Raw genomic sequence first — 13,521 nt, 5'->3', positions numbered from 1 at the left:
GGGTTATTTGCATTATTTTTAGACAGTGTTTGCGCAGTTGCCAAGCACTTTTAGAAGGTTGCACCTTTTATTTGCGAGGCGGCTGCCTGCCTGTTTTGCGGTCGGTAGCAAATTGTGCAGATCCGGGCGTGCAATGACGTGCGATCCTGCGGCGTGCGAGATGAATGCGCGTCTTATCGGGCTGGCCATCCGGGTTTTGAAACGCTAGAGCATGACTGTCAACCGCTAAGGGTTGCGCGCAAAGCATAAGACCAATGCAGGAAAGTACTATGAAACTCGGCATCGTCATCGTCGCCGCAGGACGCGGCGAAAGGGCAGGCTCCCCCGAGGAAGGGCCGAAGCAATATCGCCCGATTGGCGGAAAGGCCGTGATCGAGCATACATTGTCGACCTTTCTTGGCTGGGACAGCACCTGCCCGATCATAATCGTCAGCCATGCCGACGATGTCGCACTGCTCTCACCGATCCTGCAGCGGCTTGAAGCCGGCGAGCGGATCATCACGGTGACCGGCGGCGCGACGCGCCAGCAATCGGTGCTGGCGGGGCTGGAAGCGCTCTCTTCGGAAGACCTGACGCATGTGATGATCCATGACGCCGTGCGGCCTTTCGTCGCCGTGGATATGCTGGAGCGTATCGTGGCGCTGCACGCGGAAGGTGCTCGGGGCGTTCTGCCTGCCCTGCCCGTTACCGACACGTTGAAACGCGGCGCGGATGATCGCGTTGTGGAGACGGTTTCCCGCCAGGGGCTTTATGCGGCGCAGACGCCACAAAGTTTCGGCTTTGGCGATATTCTCGCCGCACACCGCGCCGCTGCCATTTCCGGAAAGACCGATTTTACCGACGATGCGTCGATTGCCGAATGGGCGGGACTGCCGGTGACGCTGACCGAAGGTTCGGTCGACAATGTCAAACTCACTCTCAAGCGGGATATCGCCATGGCCGATGAAAAACTCTCTCACGCCTTGCCAGACGTGCGCACCGGCAATGGCTACGATGTGCACCAGCTGGAGACCGGAGATGGCGTGACGCTTTGTGGAGTCTTCATCGAACACGACCAGAAACTCAAAGGTCATTCGGATGCCGATGTGGCGCTGCATGCGCTGACGGATGCGCTGCTCGCCACCTGCGGAGCCGGTGATATCGGCGATCACTTCCCGCCGTCCGATCCACAATGGAAGGGCGCCGCATCGCGCATCTTCCTCGAACATGCGGCCAAGGTGGTGCGCGATAATGGCGGCACGATCATGAATGCCGATGTCTCGCTGATCGCCGAAGCGCCGCGCATCGGCCCGCACCGCCAGGCCATGCGCGAAGCGCTCTCGGACATGCTCGGCATTGCGCTGGAGCGCTGCTCGGTGAAGGCGACGACGAATGAGACGATCGGCTTCGTCGGCCGCCGGGAAGGCATTGCGGCCATCGCCACCGCTACCGTCGTTTACAGGGGCAGACCGTTATGAGCCTTTTTCCCGCGGACATAGGAGATCTGGCGCAGCGCATCATCGCCGATTTCACAGCCCGTGGTTTTATGGTCTCGACCGCCGAAAGCTGCACGGGCGGCCTGATCGCCGGTTCGCTGACCGAAATTTCCGGCTCTTCCGCCGTCGTTGATCGCGGTTTCGTCACCTATACAAACCAAGCCAAGATGGAGATGCTGGGGGTTGGCGCCGAGACGCTGACGACATTCGGCGCGGTATCCCGACAGACGGCGCTGCAAATGGCGCATGGCGCCCTGTTCCGCTCGCGCGCGGATTTTGCCGTGGCCGTGACTGGAATTGCTGGTCCGGGTGGTGGTTCCGCTGATAAACCAGTCGGGCTGGTGCATCTGGCCGCCAAGGCACGCAGCGGCGAAATCCTGCATCACGAAATGCGTTACGGCGAGATTGGCCGCACCGAAATACGGCTTGCTACCGTCAGAACCGCACTTGAAATGCTTGTAACCCTCAATCAGGCCGGGTCGGCGTAAATCTTGTCTGCGCGGGTCTCGAAGGCTTCGGCGAACATGCGGAAAGCCCGGTCGAACATCGACCCCATGACGGCGCCAAGCAACCGGCTCTTGAATTCGTAATCGATGAAGAAATGAATGGCCGAGCCGCCATCTTCCGATTCTTCGAAACGCCAGCGATTGTCGAGATATTTGAACGGTCCATCGATATATTTCACGTCGATGGCGCGCTCGGCCGGGTTCAGCAGCACCTGCGTGGTGAAGGTCTCACGAATGGCCTTGTAGCCCACCGTCATATCCGCCACCAGCAGCACCTTGCCATCCCGCTCCTTGCGCGAGCGAACGATGAGCCCTTCGCAAAGGGGCAGAAACTGCGGATATTTCTCCACATCGGCGACAAGGTCGTACATGCGGTCGGGTGAGTGTTTGACGTGGCGATGCGTTTCGAACTGGGGCATAAGCGGCAGTTAATCGCCGATAACAAGAAGATCAAGAAGGCGGCGAAACTGTTTTCGGCTTTTCAGCTGGAATACAGGCACATCGGGGCCGTAAAGGGCGAAATTCTGCTCGAAAATCGGAGTATGGCGGCGCTCGAAATTCCAGATATAACGCAGGAAATCGGCGTCTATCCTTTCCGGACATCCCTCCGCCATTTCCGGCCGTGCCTTGCCATACCCCTTGATCGCCCGGCTGACGGCGCCCCACAGGCAGAGCCATCGCGGCATGCGCACCCAGAGTACGATGTGAGACCGCGGCATACGCATATCGAAAGATGACGGATTGCTGCCATCCATCAACCAGCGCTCCTCCGTGACCATGGCGGCGATCCTCTGCCGCTGTTCTTCTCGCGGGCGCAATTGCCAGCCGGGCAGCCAGAAAATTTCGCGGTCCATGGAGATATAACGAAGCCCGAATTTGCGTGCGAGCTTCTGCGAAAGCGTCGACTTGCCGCCGCCAGAACAACCGACGACCATGATGCGCTGCGCCCCGGCGATGATTACAGCGGCGTCTTCCACTGTCTCAAGATAGTTCGGCATCCTATACCCTCATCATAACCGGAGAGATTGCCTGACGCGCGGACACCCGCATTAAAGCGATATTGTCGTCGCGCATGGCAGTTACGGAAAATTGACTATTGCAACCCCCTCACAGGGATTGCTATTTATTTGCCACTAATATTACACCCACTGGATGCAAACGCGCCGGGCGCTCCCATTTTTCCCACGCGTATTCATCTTTGGGTTCAGACCCGATACATAACCGCTTTGAGCCACTGAGTGAGCCGATGGACGATTTTTCCAACATCATCAACCTTCTCGAATCCGCCAAGCAACTCGCATCGATGAACGGCATGCCCGTGCTTGCCTACCTTATCGACGTTGCAAAATGCGAGGCGAGAGAGAACAAGCCTGTTCTGCGCAAGCGCAAACGCGGCGAATCGACCGCCAAGGAAGACTGTTAATTGCCGTTTCGTATGGCCGACCGATAAAGCCGGCTGGCCCAATCTTCAAGACGATGTCATAATCAGACAATGAAACGGGCCGCTTTTTCGAGGCGGCCATTTCTTTGCACAATGGAAACGACAGCGTCATGACAGTCGCATCGGCAGATATAAGAACCTACCGGCAGGAAAGACCTAGGGAACGGCACGGTTTCGTGCAAATCGTTCTCCCGGTCTCCGGCTGCCTGCGGATCGATGTGGGCGGACGGCAGGATGAACTGTCGACCGGGCGCGGCGTCTTCATCCACCGTAATGCGCCGCATACGCAGGAAGCAACGGCGATCAACCATTCGCTGGTGGTCGATATCGATGAAAGTGCTGTTTCCGAGCAGACACTGGAGAGATTTGCCCGCGTGCCGTTTCTCGATATTGCGCCTGATACACGGCAATTGATCGCCTATATGCACGACCTCATCAAAACCGACGGCCGACGCGACGATATCGCCGGTCTCTGGGCACCGCTGCTGGTGGACAGCCTCGCGACTGAAAAAAGCGATATCCGCCAGCGCCTGCGCGAACTCAGTGCGGTCGTCAGGGCAGAGCCGTTCTTTCCGTGGACGATCGACATGCTGGCGGCCTGCGTGACGATCAGTGACAGCCGCCTGCATGCGCTGTTTCTCGAAGAATTCGGTCTCCCGCCTCACCGCTGGCTTGCAGGATTGCGTATGGACAAGGTCTGTACACTCCTCAGCGAATCCAGCCTGCCGATTGCGGAAATCGCGCTCAGGGCCGGTTTTTCCGACCAGACGGCGCTGACGCGCGCCATGCGCAATGCCTTGGGGGAAACGCCCGCCGCCTATCGCCGGAACTACGGCATTCACTAGATGTGAGCTTTCAGGAGGTTGTCCGTTCATAGCGGATCGAGGGTGGGTGTGGTTCCCCCCCTCTGCCCTGCCGGGCATCTCCCCCACAAGGGGGGAGATCGATTTGTGGCAAGGTCTCGCCCATCTCAACGTTTAAGAATGAAGCGGTGGGAGTACGTCTTGCCGATCTCCCTCCTTGTGGGGGAGATGCCCGGCAGGGCAGAGGGGGTAACGCCCCACACGCTTTGAACGGACAACCTCCTGAAAACCAACAATCAGAGCGGCAGACAACTCAGGAGTTTTTGTCAAGACAGCCGTAAAGGGCTGTGGCACATCGCGGACAAAGTGAATGCGGATGTGACATGACATGAACAACAGGACAGGTCTCGGTGTTTTTTACGGCGTGCTGGCGGGTGCGCTCTGGGGCGGCATCTTTCTCGCCCCGAAACTCGTGCCGGATTTTTCGGCCCTGCAATTATCGACGGCGCGTTATCTCACCTACGGGCTGATTTCCCTCATCATCATCGGGCCGCGCCTGAAACGGGTATCGGCGCATTTCGGCGCGCGGGAATGGATCGCGCTTGGCTGGCTGAGCATGATCGGCAATATCGCCTATTACGTCTTCATATCGACGGCGGTGAAACTGAGCGGCGTCGCCTTTACCTCGATCATCATCGGCTTCCTGCCCGTCGCCGTCACCATCATCGGCAGCCGTGATCATGGCGCGGTGTCGCTGAAGCGGCTGTGGCCGTCGCTTGCCTTCGGCGCAATAGGCATTATCGGCATTTCCTGGCAGTCGCTGACGGAAAACGATTCCGGGCTGGATGTTTCCCGTGTCATCGGGCTTGCCTGCGCTCTCGGAGCACTCGCCTCCTGGACGGCCTTTGCTGTCGGCAATGCCCGTTGGCTGTCGCGTCTTCACGATGTCAGCGCTGATGATTGGAACATGATGACGGGTGTCGTGACTGGCGGGCTTGCGCTGCTACTGGCCATTCCGGCCTTCAGCTTTGGTGGAGAAAGCCATAGCTCCGGAGACTGGCTGCATTTCGCTGCCATCGCCGCCGGGCTCGGTTTCACCGCCTCCATTCTCGGCAATGCCTTCTGGAACCGCATGAGCCGCCTTCTGCCGCTCACCATGGTCGGACAGATGATCCTGTTCGAAACGCTGTTTGCTCTGCTTTACGGCTTTCTCTGGGAAGGGCGTGGGCCGACCATTGTCGAGATCGTGGCGATCTGTTCGGTGGTGCTGAGCGTGATCTTGTGCATGCGGGCGCATAGGCCGGAGAAGGCTGTGGTGTGACTGGGTTGAAGGCCGGAAACAGGCGGCGGAGCCATTTCACAAGCCTTGCCTCCCACTCACGTCATCCTCGGGCCTGTCCCGAGGATCCAATCACGTATCGTACAATCGATAGGTCGCAGATGCTCGGGACAAGCCCGAGCATGACGGTGGAGAGAGCGTATATCGCCCGATCCAGCAACCTACGTTGCCGAACCTTTATCCCTTACTCAGCAGCCGCCAGCAGCTTCTTCTCGCGGGCAGCGCGCAGGCGTTCGAAATCGTCGCCGGCATGGTGGGAAGAACGGGTCAGCGGGCTGGAGGAGACCATCAGGAAGCCCTTGGTGTAAGCCACCGTCTCATAGGACTTGAATTCCTCCGGCGTGACGAAAGCTTCGACCTTGTGGTGCTTGCGGGTGGGCTGAAGATACTGGCCGATGGTCAGGAAGTCCACATCGGCGCTGCGCAGGTCGTCCATCAGCTGCAGCACTTCGTTGCGCTCTTCGCCGAGGCCAACCATGATGCCTGACTTGGTGAACATGGTGGGGTCCAGTTCCTTCACCCGCTGCAAGAGGCGCACCGAATGGAAATAACGCGCGCCGGGGCGAACGGTGAGATAATTGCCCGGAACGGTTTCCATATTGTGGTTGAAGACATCGGGCTTGGCGGCCACGACACGTTCCAGCGCGCCGGGCTTCTTCAGGAAGTCGGGAGTGAGGATTTCGATGGTCGTGGTGGGAGATGCAGCACGGATCGCCCAGATGACCTTTTCGAAATGTTCAGCACCACCATCGGCGAGATCGTCACGGTCCACCGAGGTGATAACGACGTGCGAGAGGCCCATCTGTTTGACGGCCTTGGCAACGTTCTCAGGCTCATCCATGTCAAGCGCATTCGGCTTGCCGGTCGCGACGTTGCAGAAAGCGCAGGCACGGGTGCAGATTTCACCCATGATCATGAAGGTCGCGTGTTTCTTGTCCCAGCATTCGCCGATATTCGGACAGCCGGCTTCCTCGCACACCGTTACCAGCTTGTGGCTGCGCACCAGTTCGCGCGTCTCGTGATAACCCTTGGAGGTTGGCGCCTTGACGCGGATCCATTCCGGCTTGCGCATGACCTCGGTATCGGGCCGATGCGCCTTTTCCGGATGGCGGATGCGCTTTTCGTCGGACGACGTTCTGTCGAGAATAGTGACCATTTAAAACCTGCTTCCATCGCCTGTGGCGATCTAAACACCTGTTGGCCGGATGCTTTAGAACAATTCCAGAAAAAGCGTAAGCCCTTTCCGGTCACGAAGCATTTTCAGCGCCGTACCAGCTTTGCCAGGAACAGCAGAAGGCTGGCGCCGATGAAGGACGTGACGAAATAACCGAGCCTGCTGTCCTGCACAAAGACATCAAGGGTGCGAAGTACGGCGACGGCGACAACCGAGCCGACAATGCCCAGAATTATGTTCATGAAGATGCCGAAGCGCATGTCCATGAGCTTGCCTGCAAGCCAGCCGGCGAGACCGCCGATGATGATTGCTGCAATCCAGCCTACACTTTCCATTCCCACGCTCCCTGAAGAACAGTTCCCTTGAGGAACCGGCGTTGAGACATATGGGACACCCGGCAAGGTTAGACAATGCCGGGCATCACGCAGCACTTATGCGTTCAGCACACGCCCATAGGCGTCGAGCACGCTTTCCTTCATCGATTCCGAAATGGTCGGATGCGGGAAGATCGTGTGCATCAGGTCTTCTTCTGTTGTCTCGAGGTTCATGGCGACAACGAAGCCCTGAATGAGTTCGGTGACTTCCGCGCCGACCATATGGGCACCGAGCAGCTCACCGGTCTTCTTGTCGAAGATGGTCTTGACCATGCCCTGATCTTCACCCAGAGCGACCGCCTTGCCGTTCGCCGCGAAAGAGAAGCGGCCGACGCGGATGTCGCGGCCCTGTTCCTTGGCCTTGGCTTCGGTGAGGCCGACCGAGGCAACCTGCGGGTTGCAATAGGTGCAGCCGGGAATCTTGAGCTTGTCCATCGGGTGGACATTCGGCAGACCGGCGATCTTTTCGACGCAAATGACGGCCTCATGTTCGGCCTTGTGGGCGAGCAGCGGCGGGCCGGCGACATCACCGATGGCGTAGATACCAGGCACGTTGGTCTTGCCGTAACCGTCGATGACGATGAAGCCGCGATCGGTCTTCACGCCGACAGCCTCAAGGCCGATGCCTTCGACATTCGCCACGACGCCGACGGCGGAAATCATCCGGTCAGCGGTGATCTTCTCGGAAGAACCGTCCTTCTTCTCCAGCGTCGCAGTGACGGAGTTTGCAGCCTTCTCAACCTTGGAAACCTTGGTCTCCAGATGAATCTTGATGCCCTGCTTTTCCAGCTGCTTCTTGGCGAAGGCAGAGATTTCCGCATCTTCGACCGGCATGACCTGGCTCATGATCTCGACGACGGTAACATCGACGCCCATTGTGCGGTAGAAGCTGGCGAACTCGATGCCGATGGCGCCCGAACCCATGACGAGCAGCGACTTCGGCAGTTCTTCCGGCTTCATCGCCTCGAAATAGGTCCAGATCAGCTTGCCATCCGGCTCAATGCCGGGCAGCGCGCGCGGGCGGGCGCCTGTCGCGACGATGATGTGCTTGGCGGTGTAAGTGCCCTCGCCCAGCGTGTTCTTCGGAACCGGACCCTGCGGTTGAACCACCGGCTTGGTGGACTTGCCAACGACGATTTCACCCGGCTTGGTGATCTTGGCTTCACCCCAGATGATGTCGACCTTGTTCTTCTTGAACAGGAAACCGACGCCGTTGTTCATGCGAGCGGCAATGCCGCGCGAGCGGGCGACGATTGCCTTTACGTCCGGCTTGATCGAACCTTCCAGCGTCAGGCCATAATCCTTGGCATGGGTGGCGGTGTGCATGACATCGGCGGTGCGCAGCAGAGCCTTGGTCGGAATGCAGCCCCAGTTGGAGCAGATGCCGGCAAGGTGCTCGCGCTCGACAACGGCGACCTTCATGCCGAGCTGGGCGGCGCGGATCGCGGCAATATAACCGCCCGGTCCCGAACCGATGATGATGACGTCATAAGATTGAGCCATTGGAAATCCTGCCTTGTCTTAATTCGGATGACGGCACGCCGTTCCGAAACGGAATTATTGTCAAAGTCCGAGCATCATACGGACGACGGGCTCCAGCCCACGCCCGATGGCCCGCGTGTTTTCAGAATCGAGATGAACGCCGTCCACTGGCGTCGTGCGGGCAACCGACCCGGCATCGAAAAAGCCGCAGTCGAGTTCATCGGCAAGGTCCCTGTAGACGGAAGCCAGCATCGCCGATTCATCGATCGCATCACGAAAGATCGCGCCCATGAACGGATTGGCCGTTTCGCACAATTGCGGCGGCGCGACGATCAGAACGTCAGGCGCTTCCCAGTCCGGAACCTGCCAGACGTGGTTGCGCGTGAGTTTTACCAGCCGCTCCACGCCCTTCATGGCAACAATGGCCGAACCATGGATCGCCGGTTTCATGTCGTTGGTGCCGAGCATGATAATGACCAGATCCAGCGGCGCGTGGCTGTGCAGCAGCGTCGGCAACAATCTGGCGCCATTGCGGTCACAATCGGCGGTGTGGTCGTCATAGGCGGTGGTGCGACCGCCCAACCCTTCATGGATCACATGCACGTCAGGCCCGAGCGCCTTTTGCAAGACGCTCGGCCATAGATCGTCATGGCTGTGCCGGCCACCCGTTTCCGCATTTGATCCCCAGGTCAGGGAATCGCCAAAGCAGAGGACCGACTTCACCATGTCACTCTCCGATCAAACCAGCATGCCCATCGGGTTTTCGATGTAGCGCTTGAAGGCGCCGATCAGCTCGGCTCCGAGCGCGCCATCGACGCAGCGGTGGTCGGTGGAAAGCGTGACCGTCATGACAGTGGCGATCTTGATCTCACCGTTCTTCACGACAGCGCGTTCCTCGCCCGCGCCAACCGCCAGGATGGTGGCATGCGGCGGGTTGATAACGGCGGAGAAGCTCTTGACGCCCATCATGCCCATGTTGGACACGGCGGTCGTGCCGCCCTGATACTCCTCGGGCTTCAGCTTGCGCTCCTTGGCGCGCTTGCCGTAGTCCTTCATCTCGTTGGAGATGGTGGAGAGCGACTTTTCTTCCGCCTTGCGGATGATCGGCGTGATCAGGCCACCCGGAATGGAAACGGCAACGCCGACATCCGAATGCTTGTGCTTGACCATGGCGCTTTCCGTCCAGGAGACGTTGGCATCAGGCACGTCACGCAGCGAAAGGGCCAGCGCCTTGATGACCATGTCGTTGACCGAAAGCTTGTAGGCCGGCTTGCCGTCCTTTTCGGGAGCAGCCGCATTGAGCTGTGCGCGCAGCGCCAGAAGCGTATCCAGTTCGCAATCCACGGAAACGTAGAAATGCGGAACCGTCTGCTTGGATTCGACCAGACGCTTGGCGATGACCTTGCGCATGCCGTCATGGGGCACCAGCTCGTAGGAGCCCTGTTCGAACAGCTTGAGAACCGCTTCGTCCGACTGACCCTTGGCGAGGGCCGGAGCCGGTGCGCCAGCAGCTGCTGCTGCCGGAGCGGCTTTCGCACCACCGGAAGCGGCAGCCTTTTCCACGTCGGTCTTGACGATGCGACCATGCGGGCCGGAACCGGAGACGGCCGAAAGATCGAGACCGGCTTCCTTCGCAAGACGACGCGCAAGCGGCGAAGCGAAGATGCGCTCGCCGGACTTTGCAACCGGTGCCGGCGTGGACGATGCGGGCGCCTGATCGGCGGCCGGCTTTTCAGCCTTGGCAGGAGCAGCGTCTTCCTTCGGCGCTTCGGCCTTAACGGCTTCCTGCTTCGGTGCTTCGGCCTTTGCTTCCGCCTTGGCCGGAGCGGCATCGCCGCCCTTTGCCGCCTCGGCCACATCCTCGCCATCGGCGGCGAGGATGGCGATCAGGGCGTTGACCTTGACGGCTTCGGTGCCGGCCGGAACAACCAGCTTGGCAACCGTGCCTTCGTCCACGGCTTCCACTTCCATGGTCGCCTTGTCGGTCTCGATCTCGGCGATCACGTCACCGGGTGCGACCTTGTCGCCTTCCTTGACCAGCCATTTGGCCAGATTACCCTCTTCCATGGTGGGAGAAAGGGCAGGCATGGTGATGTTGATAGGCATGACTAGGCCTCCCCCCAAACGAGATTGAAATCTTCCAGGTCTTCAGGATGTTCCATGAGCCAATCCACCTGTGACGGTGTAATTTCGATGTATCCGGCAACGTCAACGAGCCATTCGCCGACTGCACCGATAACGCCGATATCCTCACGCGGAACACCGGCGACAACATCGCCATCACCGTCGTTGACGACGGCCCAGAAGATTACCCGCTCGAACAAAGGCGCGTCTTTGGTCCCTAAAACACGGTACCAATTTTCGGTTGCCGGGAGGATTTGTTTTATGACACTCAAAATCATCTCCCCTTATTTGTAGCAGACGGTTTTGACGGCCTGAACGACTTCATCGACGTTGGGCAGAGCCAGCTTTTCGAGGTTTGCCGCGTAAGGCATCGGAACGTCCTTGCCGGCAATCGTCAGGATCGGCGCATCGAGATAATCGAAAGCGGCGCGCATGACCTGGTTGGCAACGAAGTCACCGACCGATGACTGCGGGAAACCTTCCTCGACCGTGACCAGGCGACCGGTCTTCTTGACCGATTCGATGACGGTGGGCAGATCCATCGGACGGATGGTGCGCAGATCGATCAGTTCGACATCGATGCCAAGCTTTTCGAGTTCCGCAACCGCCTTTATCGCATAGGTCATGCCGATACCGAAGGAAACGATGGTTGCATCCTTGCCCTTGCGATGAATGCGCGCCTTGCCGATCGGCAGCACGAAATCATCGAGCTTCGGCACTTCGAAGCTCTGACCGTAGAGAATTTCGTTCTCAAGGAAGATGACCGGGTTCGGATCGCGGATAGCTGCTTTCAGCAGGCCCTTGGCATCGGCTGCCGTGTAAGGCATGACGACCTTGAGGCCTGGAATATGGCTGTACCATGCGGCGTAACATTGCGAATGCTGCGCGCCAACGCGGGCAGCAGCACCGGACGGACCGCGGAACACCATCGGCGCGCCCATCTGGCCGCCCGACATGTAAAGCGTCTTTGCCGCCGAGTTGACGATCTGGTCGATCGCCTGCATGGCGAAGTTGAAGGTCATGAATTCGACGATAGGCCGCAGGCCCGTCATCGCAGCACCGACGCCGATACCCGCAAAACCATGCTCGGTGATCGGGGTGTCGATGACGCGGCGCTCACCGAATTCCTGCAGCAGACCTTGGGTGATCTTGTAGGCGCCCTGATATTCGGCGACTTCTTCACCCATGACGAAGACTTTTTCGTCGGCGCGCATTTCTTCGGCCATGGCGTCGCGCAGCGCTTCACGCACCGTCGTCATCACCATTTCCGTACCTGCCGGAATGTCAGGATCGGCTGCGACTTCGATCTTCGGTGCTGCCGGAACCTTGGCGGCTTCCTTGGCAGCGCTCGGCTCTTCGGCAGCTTCGCGGGTCTTGCCGCCGGCCGCATCAGAACCGGAATTTGCGGCTTCGGCTTTCGGCTCTTCTTTCTTCACGGAGGAAGAAATGTCGTCGGCGCTTTCGCCGTCCTGAAGAAGCACGGCAATAGCCGTGTTGACCTTGACGCCTTCGGTGCCGGCATCGATCAGCAGCTTACCGATCACGCCTTCATCCACAGCTTCCACTTCCATGGTCGCCTTGTCGGTCTCGATTTCGGCAATCACGTCGCCGGATGTGACCTTGTCGCCTTCCTTTTTAAGCCATTTGGAAAGCGTGCCTTCCTCCATGGTCGGGGAAAGGGCGGGCATAAGAATTTCTACTGGCATGGGGTTCCCTTTCCCGATCAGAGCAGAATGTCGGTGTAAAGCTCGGATGCATCCGGCTCTGGGTCGTTCTGGGCAAAGTCGGCGCTGTCGGCGACGATATCACGGACATCCTTGTCGATGGCCTTGAGTTCGTCTTCGCTTGCCCAGCCCTGCTCCAGAAGCCGCGCCTTGACCTGCTCGATCGGGTCATGTTCGGAGCGCATCTTCTGCACTTCGTCCTTGGAACGGTATTTCGCCGGGTCGGACATGGAGTGACCACGGTAACGGTAGGTCAGCATTTCCAGGATGATCGGACCCTTGCCGGAGCGGCAATATTCCAGCGCCTGATCGGCGGCGGCCTTGACGGCGCGCACATCCATGCCATCCACCTGAATACCGGGAATGCCGAAAGACTGGCCGCGCAGCGAATAATTCGACTGGGCGGTGGCGCGGGCGGTCGAGGTGCCCATCGCATAACGGTTGTTTTCAACGATATAGATGATCGGCAGTTTCCAGAGAGCAGCCATGTTGAAGCTCTCATAGACCTGGCCCTGGTTGGCGGCGCCATCACCGAAATAGGTCACGGAAACATTGTCGTTGCCACGATAACGGTTGGCGAAGGCAAGACCGGTTCCAAGCGAAACCTGTGCGCCGACGATGCCGTGGCCGCCATAAAAATGCTTCTCCTTGGAGAACATGTGCATGGAGCCGCCCTTGCCCTTCGACAGGCCGCCCTTGCGGCCGGTCAGTTCGGCCATGACGCCACGGGCGCTCATGCCGAGAGCCAGCATGTGGCCATGGTCACGATAGGCGGTGATGACCTGATCACCCTCCTTCTGCGACATCTGCATGCCGACGACGACGGCCTCCTGGCCAATGTAGAGGTGACAGAAGCCACCGATAAAGCCCATGCCGTAGAGCTGGCCGGCCTTTTCTTCGAAACGGCGGATGAGCAGCATTTCACGATAAGCGTGAAGTTCGTCTTCCTTCGAGAAGTCCGGGCTGTTCTTGCCGGTGAATTCGGTTGCAGCCTTTGCCGTGGTCTTGCGGCCGGATACGGTCGCTGGTTTTCGCGGCGCCATTCATCCCTCCCTGAGTTGCCGTTTGAATGGATAGAT

At 59.1% G+C, this 13,521-nt stretch carries 15 protein-coding genes; 5 read left to right on the top strand and 10 right to left on the bottom strand.

Annotated features, from left to right (window positions below; translation table 11 throughout):
• The first annotated feature begins 269 nt into the window (after positions 1-269).
• Both CFBP6623_RS05595 and CFBP6623_RS05590 read left to right on the top strand, forming a co-directional pair.
• A complete protein-coding gene (locus CFBP6623_RS05595; RefSeq protein WP_046800208.1) occupies positions 270-1,457 on the top strand; it encodes a bifunctional 2-C-methyl-D-erythritol 4-phosphate cytidylyltransferase/2-C-methyl-D-erythritol 2,4-cyclodiphosphate synthase in 1,188 nt (395 codons plus the stop codon).
• Complete coding sequence (locus tag CFBP6623_RS05590; protein WP_046800209.1) at positions 1,454-1,963, top strand: CinA family protein; 510 nt, start codon at positions 1,454-1,456, stop codon at positions 1,961-1,963. Before CFBP6623_RS05595 ends, CFBP6623_RS05590 begins: the two co-directional genes overlap by 4 nt.
• On the opposite strand, the gene CFBP6623_RS05585 is transcribed toward CFBP6623_RS05590, so the two are convergent.
• Positions 1,945-2,400, bottom strand: coding sequence for a type II toxin-antitoxin system RatA family toxin (locus CFBP6623_RS05585; protein WP_046800210.1), 456 nt, complete (start codon positions 2,398-2,400; stop codon positions 1,945-1,947). The genes CFBP6623_RS05590 and CFBP6623_RS05585 overlap by 19 nt on opposite strands.
• Before the next feature lie 9 nt (positions 2,401-2,409).
• Positions 2,410-2,979 (bottom strand): ATPase AAA, encoded by a 570-nt coding sequence (locus CFBP6623_RS05580; RefSeq protein ID WP_046800211.1) that lies wholly within the window; start codon positions 2,977-2,979, stop codon positions 2,410-2,412.
• A 248-nt stretch (positions 2,980-3,227) separates the two neighbouring features.
• Between CFBP6623_RS05580 and CFBP6623_RS26705 the strand changes: the two genes are divergently transcribed.
• The 3 genes from CFBP6623_RS26705 to CFBP6623_RS05560 all read left to right on the top strand — a co-directional run bounded on the left by CFBP6623_RS26705 (position 3,228) and on the right by CFBP6623_RS05560 (position 5,546).
• On the top strand, positions 3,228-3,404 hold the full coding sequence (locus CFBP6623_RS26705; protein WP_003496171.1) for a hypothetical protein: 177 nt from the start codon (positions 3,228-3,230) through the stop codon (positions 3,402-3,404).
• 128 nt (positions 3,405-3,532) lie between these two features.
• The gene (locus CFBP6623_RS05570; RefSeq protein ID WP_046800212.1) at positions 3,533-4,267 is read left to right on the top strand and encodes a helix-turn-helix transcriptional regulator; all 735 of its coding nucleotides are present in this window, start codon (positions 3,533-3,535) and stop codon (positions 4,265-4,267) included.
• Between the two features lie 346 nt (positions 4,268-4,613).
• Positions 4,614-5,546: a DMT family transporter gene (locus CFBP6623_RS05560; protein ID WP_046800213.1), complete on the top strand. Its 933-nt coding sequence runs from the start codon at positions 4,614-4,616 to the stop codon at positions 5,544-5,546.
• 202 nt (positions 5,547-5,748) lie between these two features.
• Here CFBP6623_RS05560 and lipA read toward each other — a convergent pair whose 3' ends face one another.
• The 8 genes from lipA to pdhA all read right to left on the bottom strand — a co-directional run bounded on the left by lipA (position 5,749) and on the right by pdhA (position 13,485).
• Entirely contained in the window at positions 5,749-6,720 is a 972-nt protein-coding gene (gene lipA / locus CFBP6623_RS05555) for a lipoyl synthase (RefSeq protein WP_046800214.1), read from the bottom strand.
• Positions 6,721-6,824: 104 nt separating this feature from the next.
• The gene (locus CFBP6623_RS05550; RefSeq protein ID WP_046800215.1) at positions 6,825-7,073 is read right to left on the bottom strand and encodes a GlsB/YeaQ/YmgE family stress response membrane protein; all 249 of its coding nucleotides are present in this window, start codon (positions 7,071-7,073) and stop codon (positions 6,825-6,827) included.
• A gap of 96 nt (positions 7,074-7,169) precedes the next feature.
• Entirely contained in the window at positions 7,170-8,615 is a 1,446-nt protein-coding gene (lpdA, locus tag CFBP6623_RS05545; protein ID WP_046800216.1) for a dihydrolipoyl dehydrogenase, read from the bottom strand.
• A gap of 60 nt (positions 8,616-8,675) precedes the next feature.
• Positions 8,676-9,320 carry an SGNH/GDSL hydrolase family protein gene (locus tag CFBP6623_RS05540; RefSeq protein WP_046800217.1) on the bottom strand — a complete coding sequence of 215 codons (645 nt, stop codon included), beginning with the start codon at positions 9,318-9,320 and terminating at the stop codon, positions 8,676-8,678.
• Positions 9,321-9,332: 12 nt separating this feature from the next.
• Complete coding sequence (locus tag CFBP6623_RS05535; RefSeq protein WP_046800218.1) at positions 9,333-10,700, bottom strand: pyruvate dehydrogenase complex dihydrolipoamide acetyltransferase; 1,368 nt, start codon at positions 10,698-10,700, stop codon at positions 9,333-9,335.
• A gap of 2 nt (positions 10,701-10,702) precedes the next feature.
• Entirely contained in the window at positions 10,703-10,990 is a 288-nt protein-coding gene (locus CFBP6623_RS05530; protein ID WP_161991186.1) for a hypothetical protein, read from the bottom strand.
• 12 nt (positions 10,991-11,002) lie between these two features.
• Positions 11,003-12,424, bottom strand: coding sequence for a pyruvate dehydrogenase complex E1 component subunit beta (locus CFBP6623_RS05525; RefSeq protein WP_046800220.1), 1,422 nt, complete (start codon positions 12,422-12,424; stop codon positions 11,003-11,005).
• A 17-nt stretch (positions 12,425-12,441) separates the two neighbouring features.
• Entirely contained in the window at positions 12,442-13,485 is a 1,044-nt protein-coding gene (gene pdhA / locus CFBP6623_RS05520) for a pyruvate dehydrogenase (acetyl-transferring) E1 component subunit alpha (RefSeq protein ID WP_046800221.1), read from the bottom strand.
• Positions 13,486-13,521 lie beyond the last annotated feature (36 nt).

It is taken from the genome of Agrobacterium tumefaciens, assembly GCF_005221385.1.
In the GTDB taxonomy this organism is placed as follows: Bacteria; Pseudomonadota; Alphaproteobacteria; order Rhizobiales; family Rhizobiaceae; genus Agrobacterium; species Agrobacterium tomkonis.
Note: the sequence above shows the minus strand (reverse complement) of the source record. Positions and strands in the feature narration are given on the sequence as shown.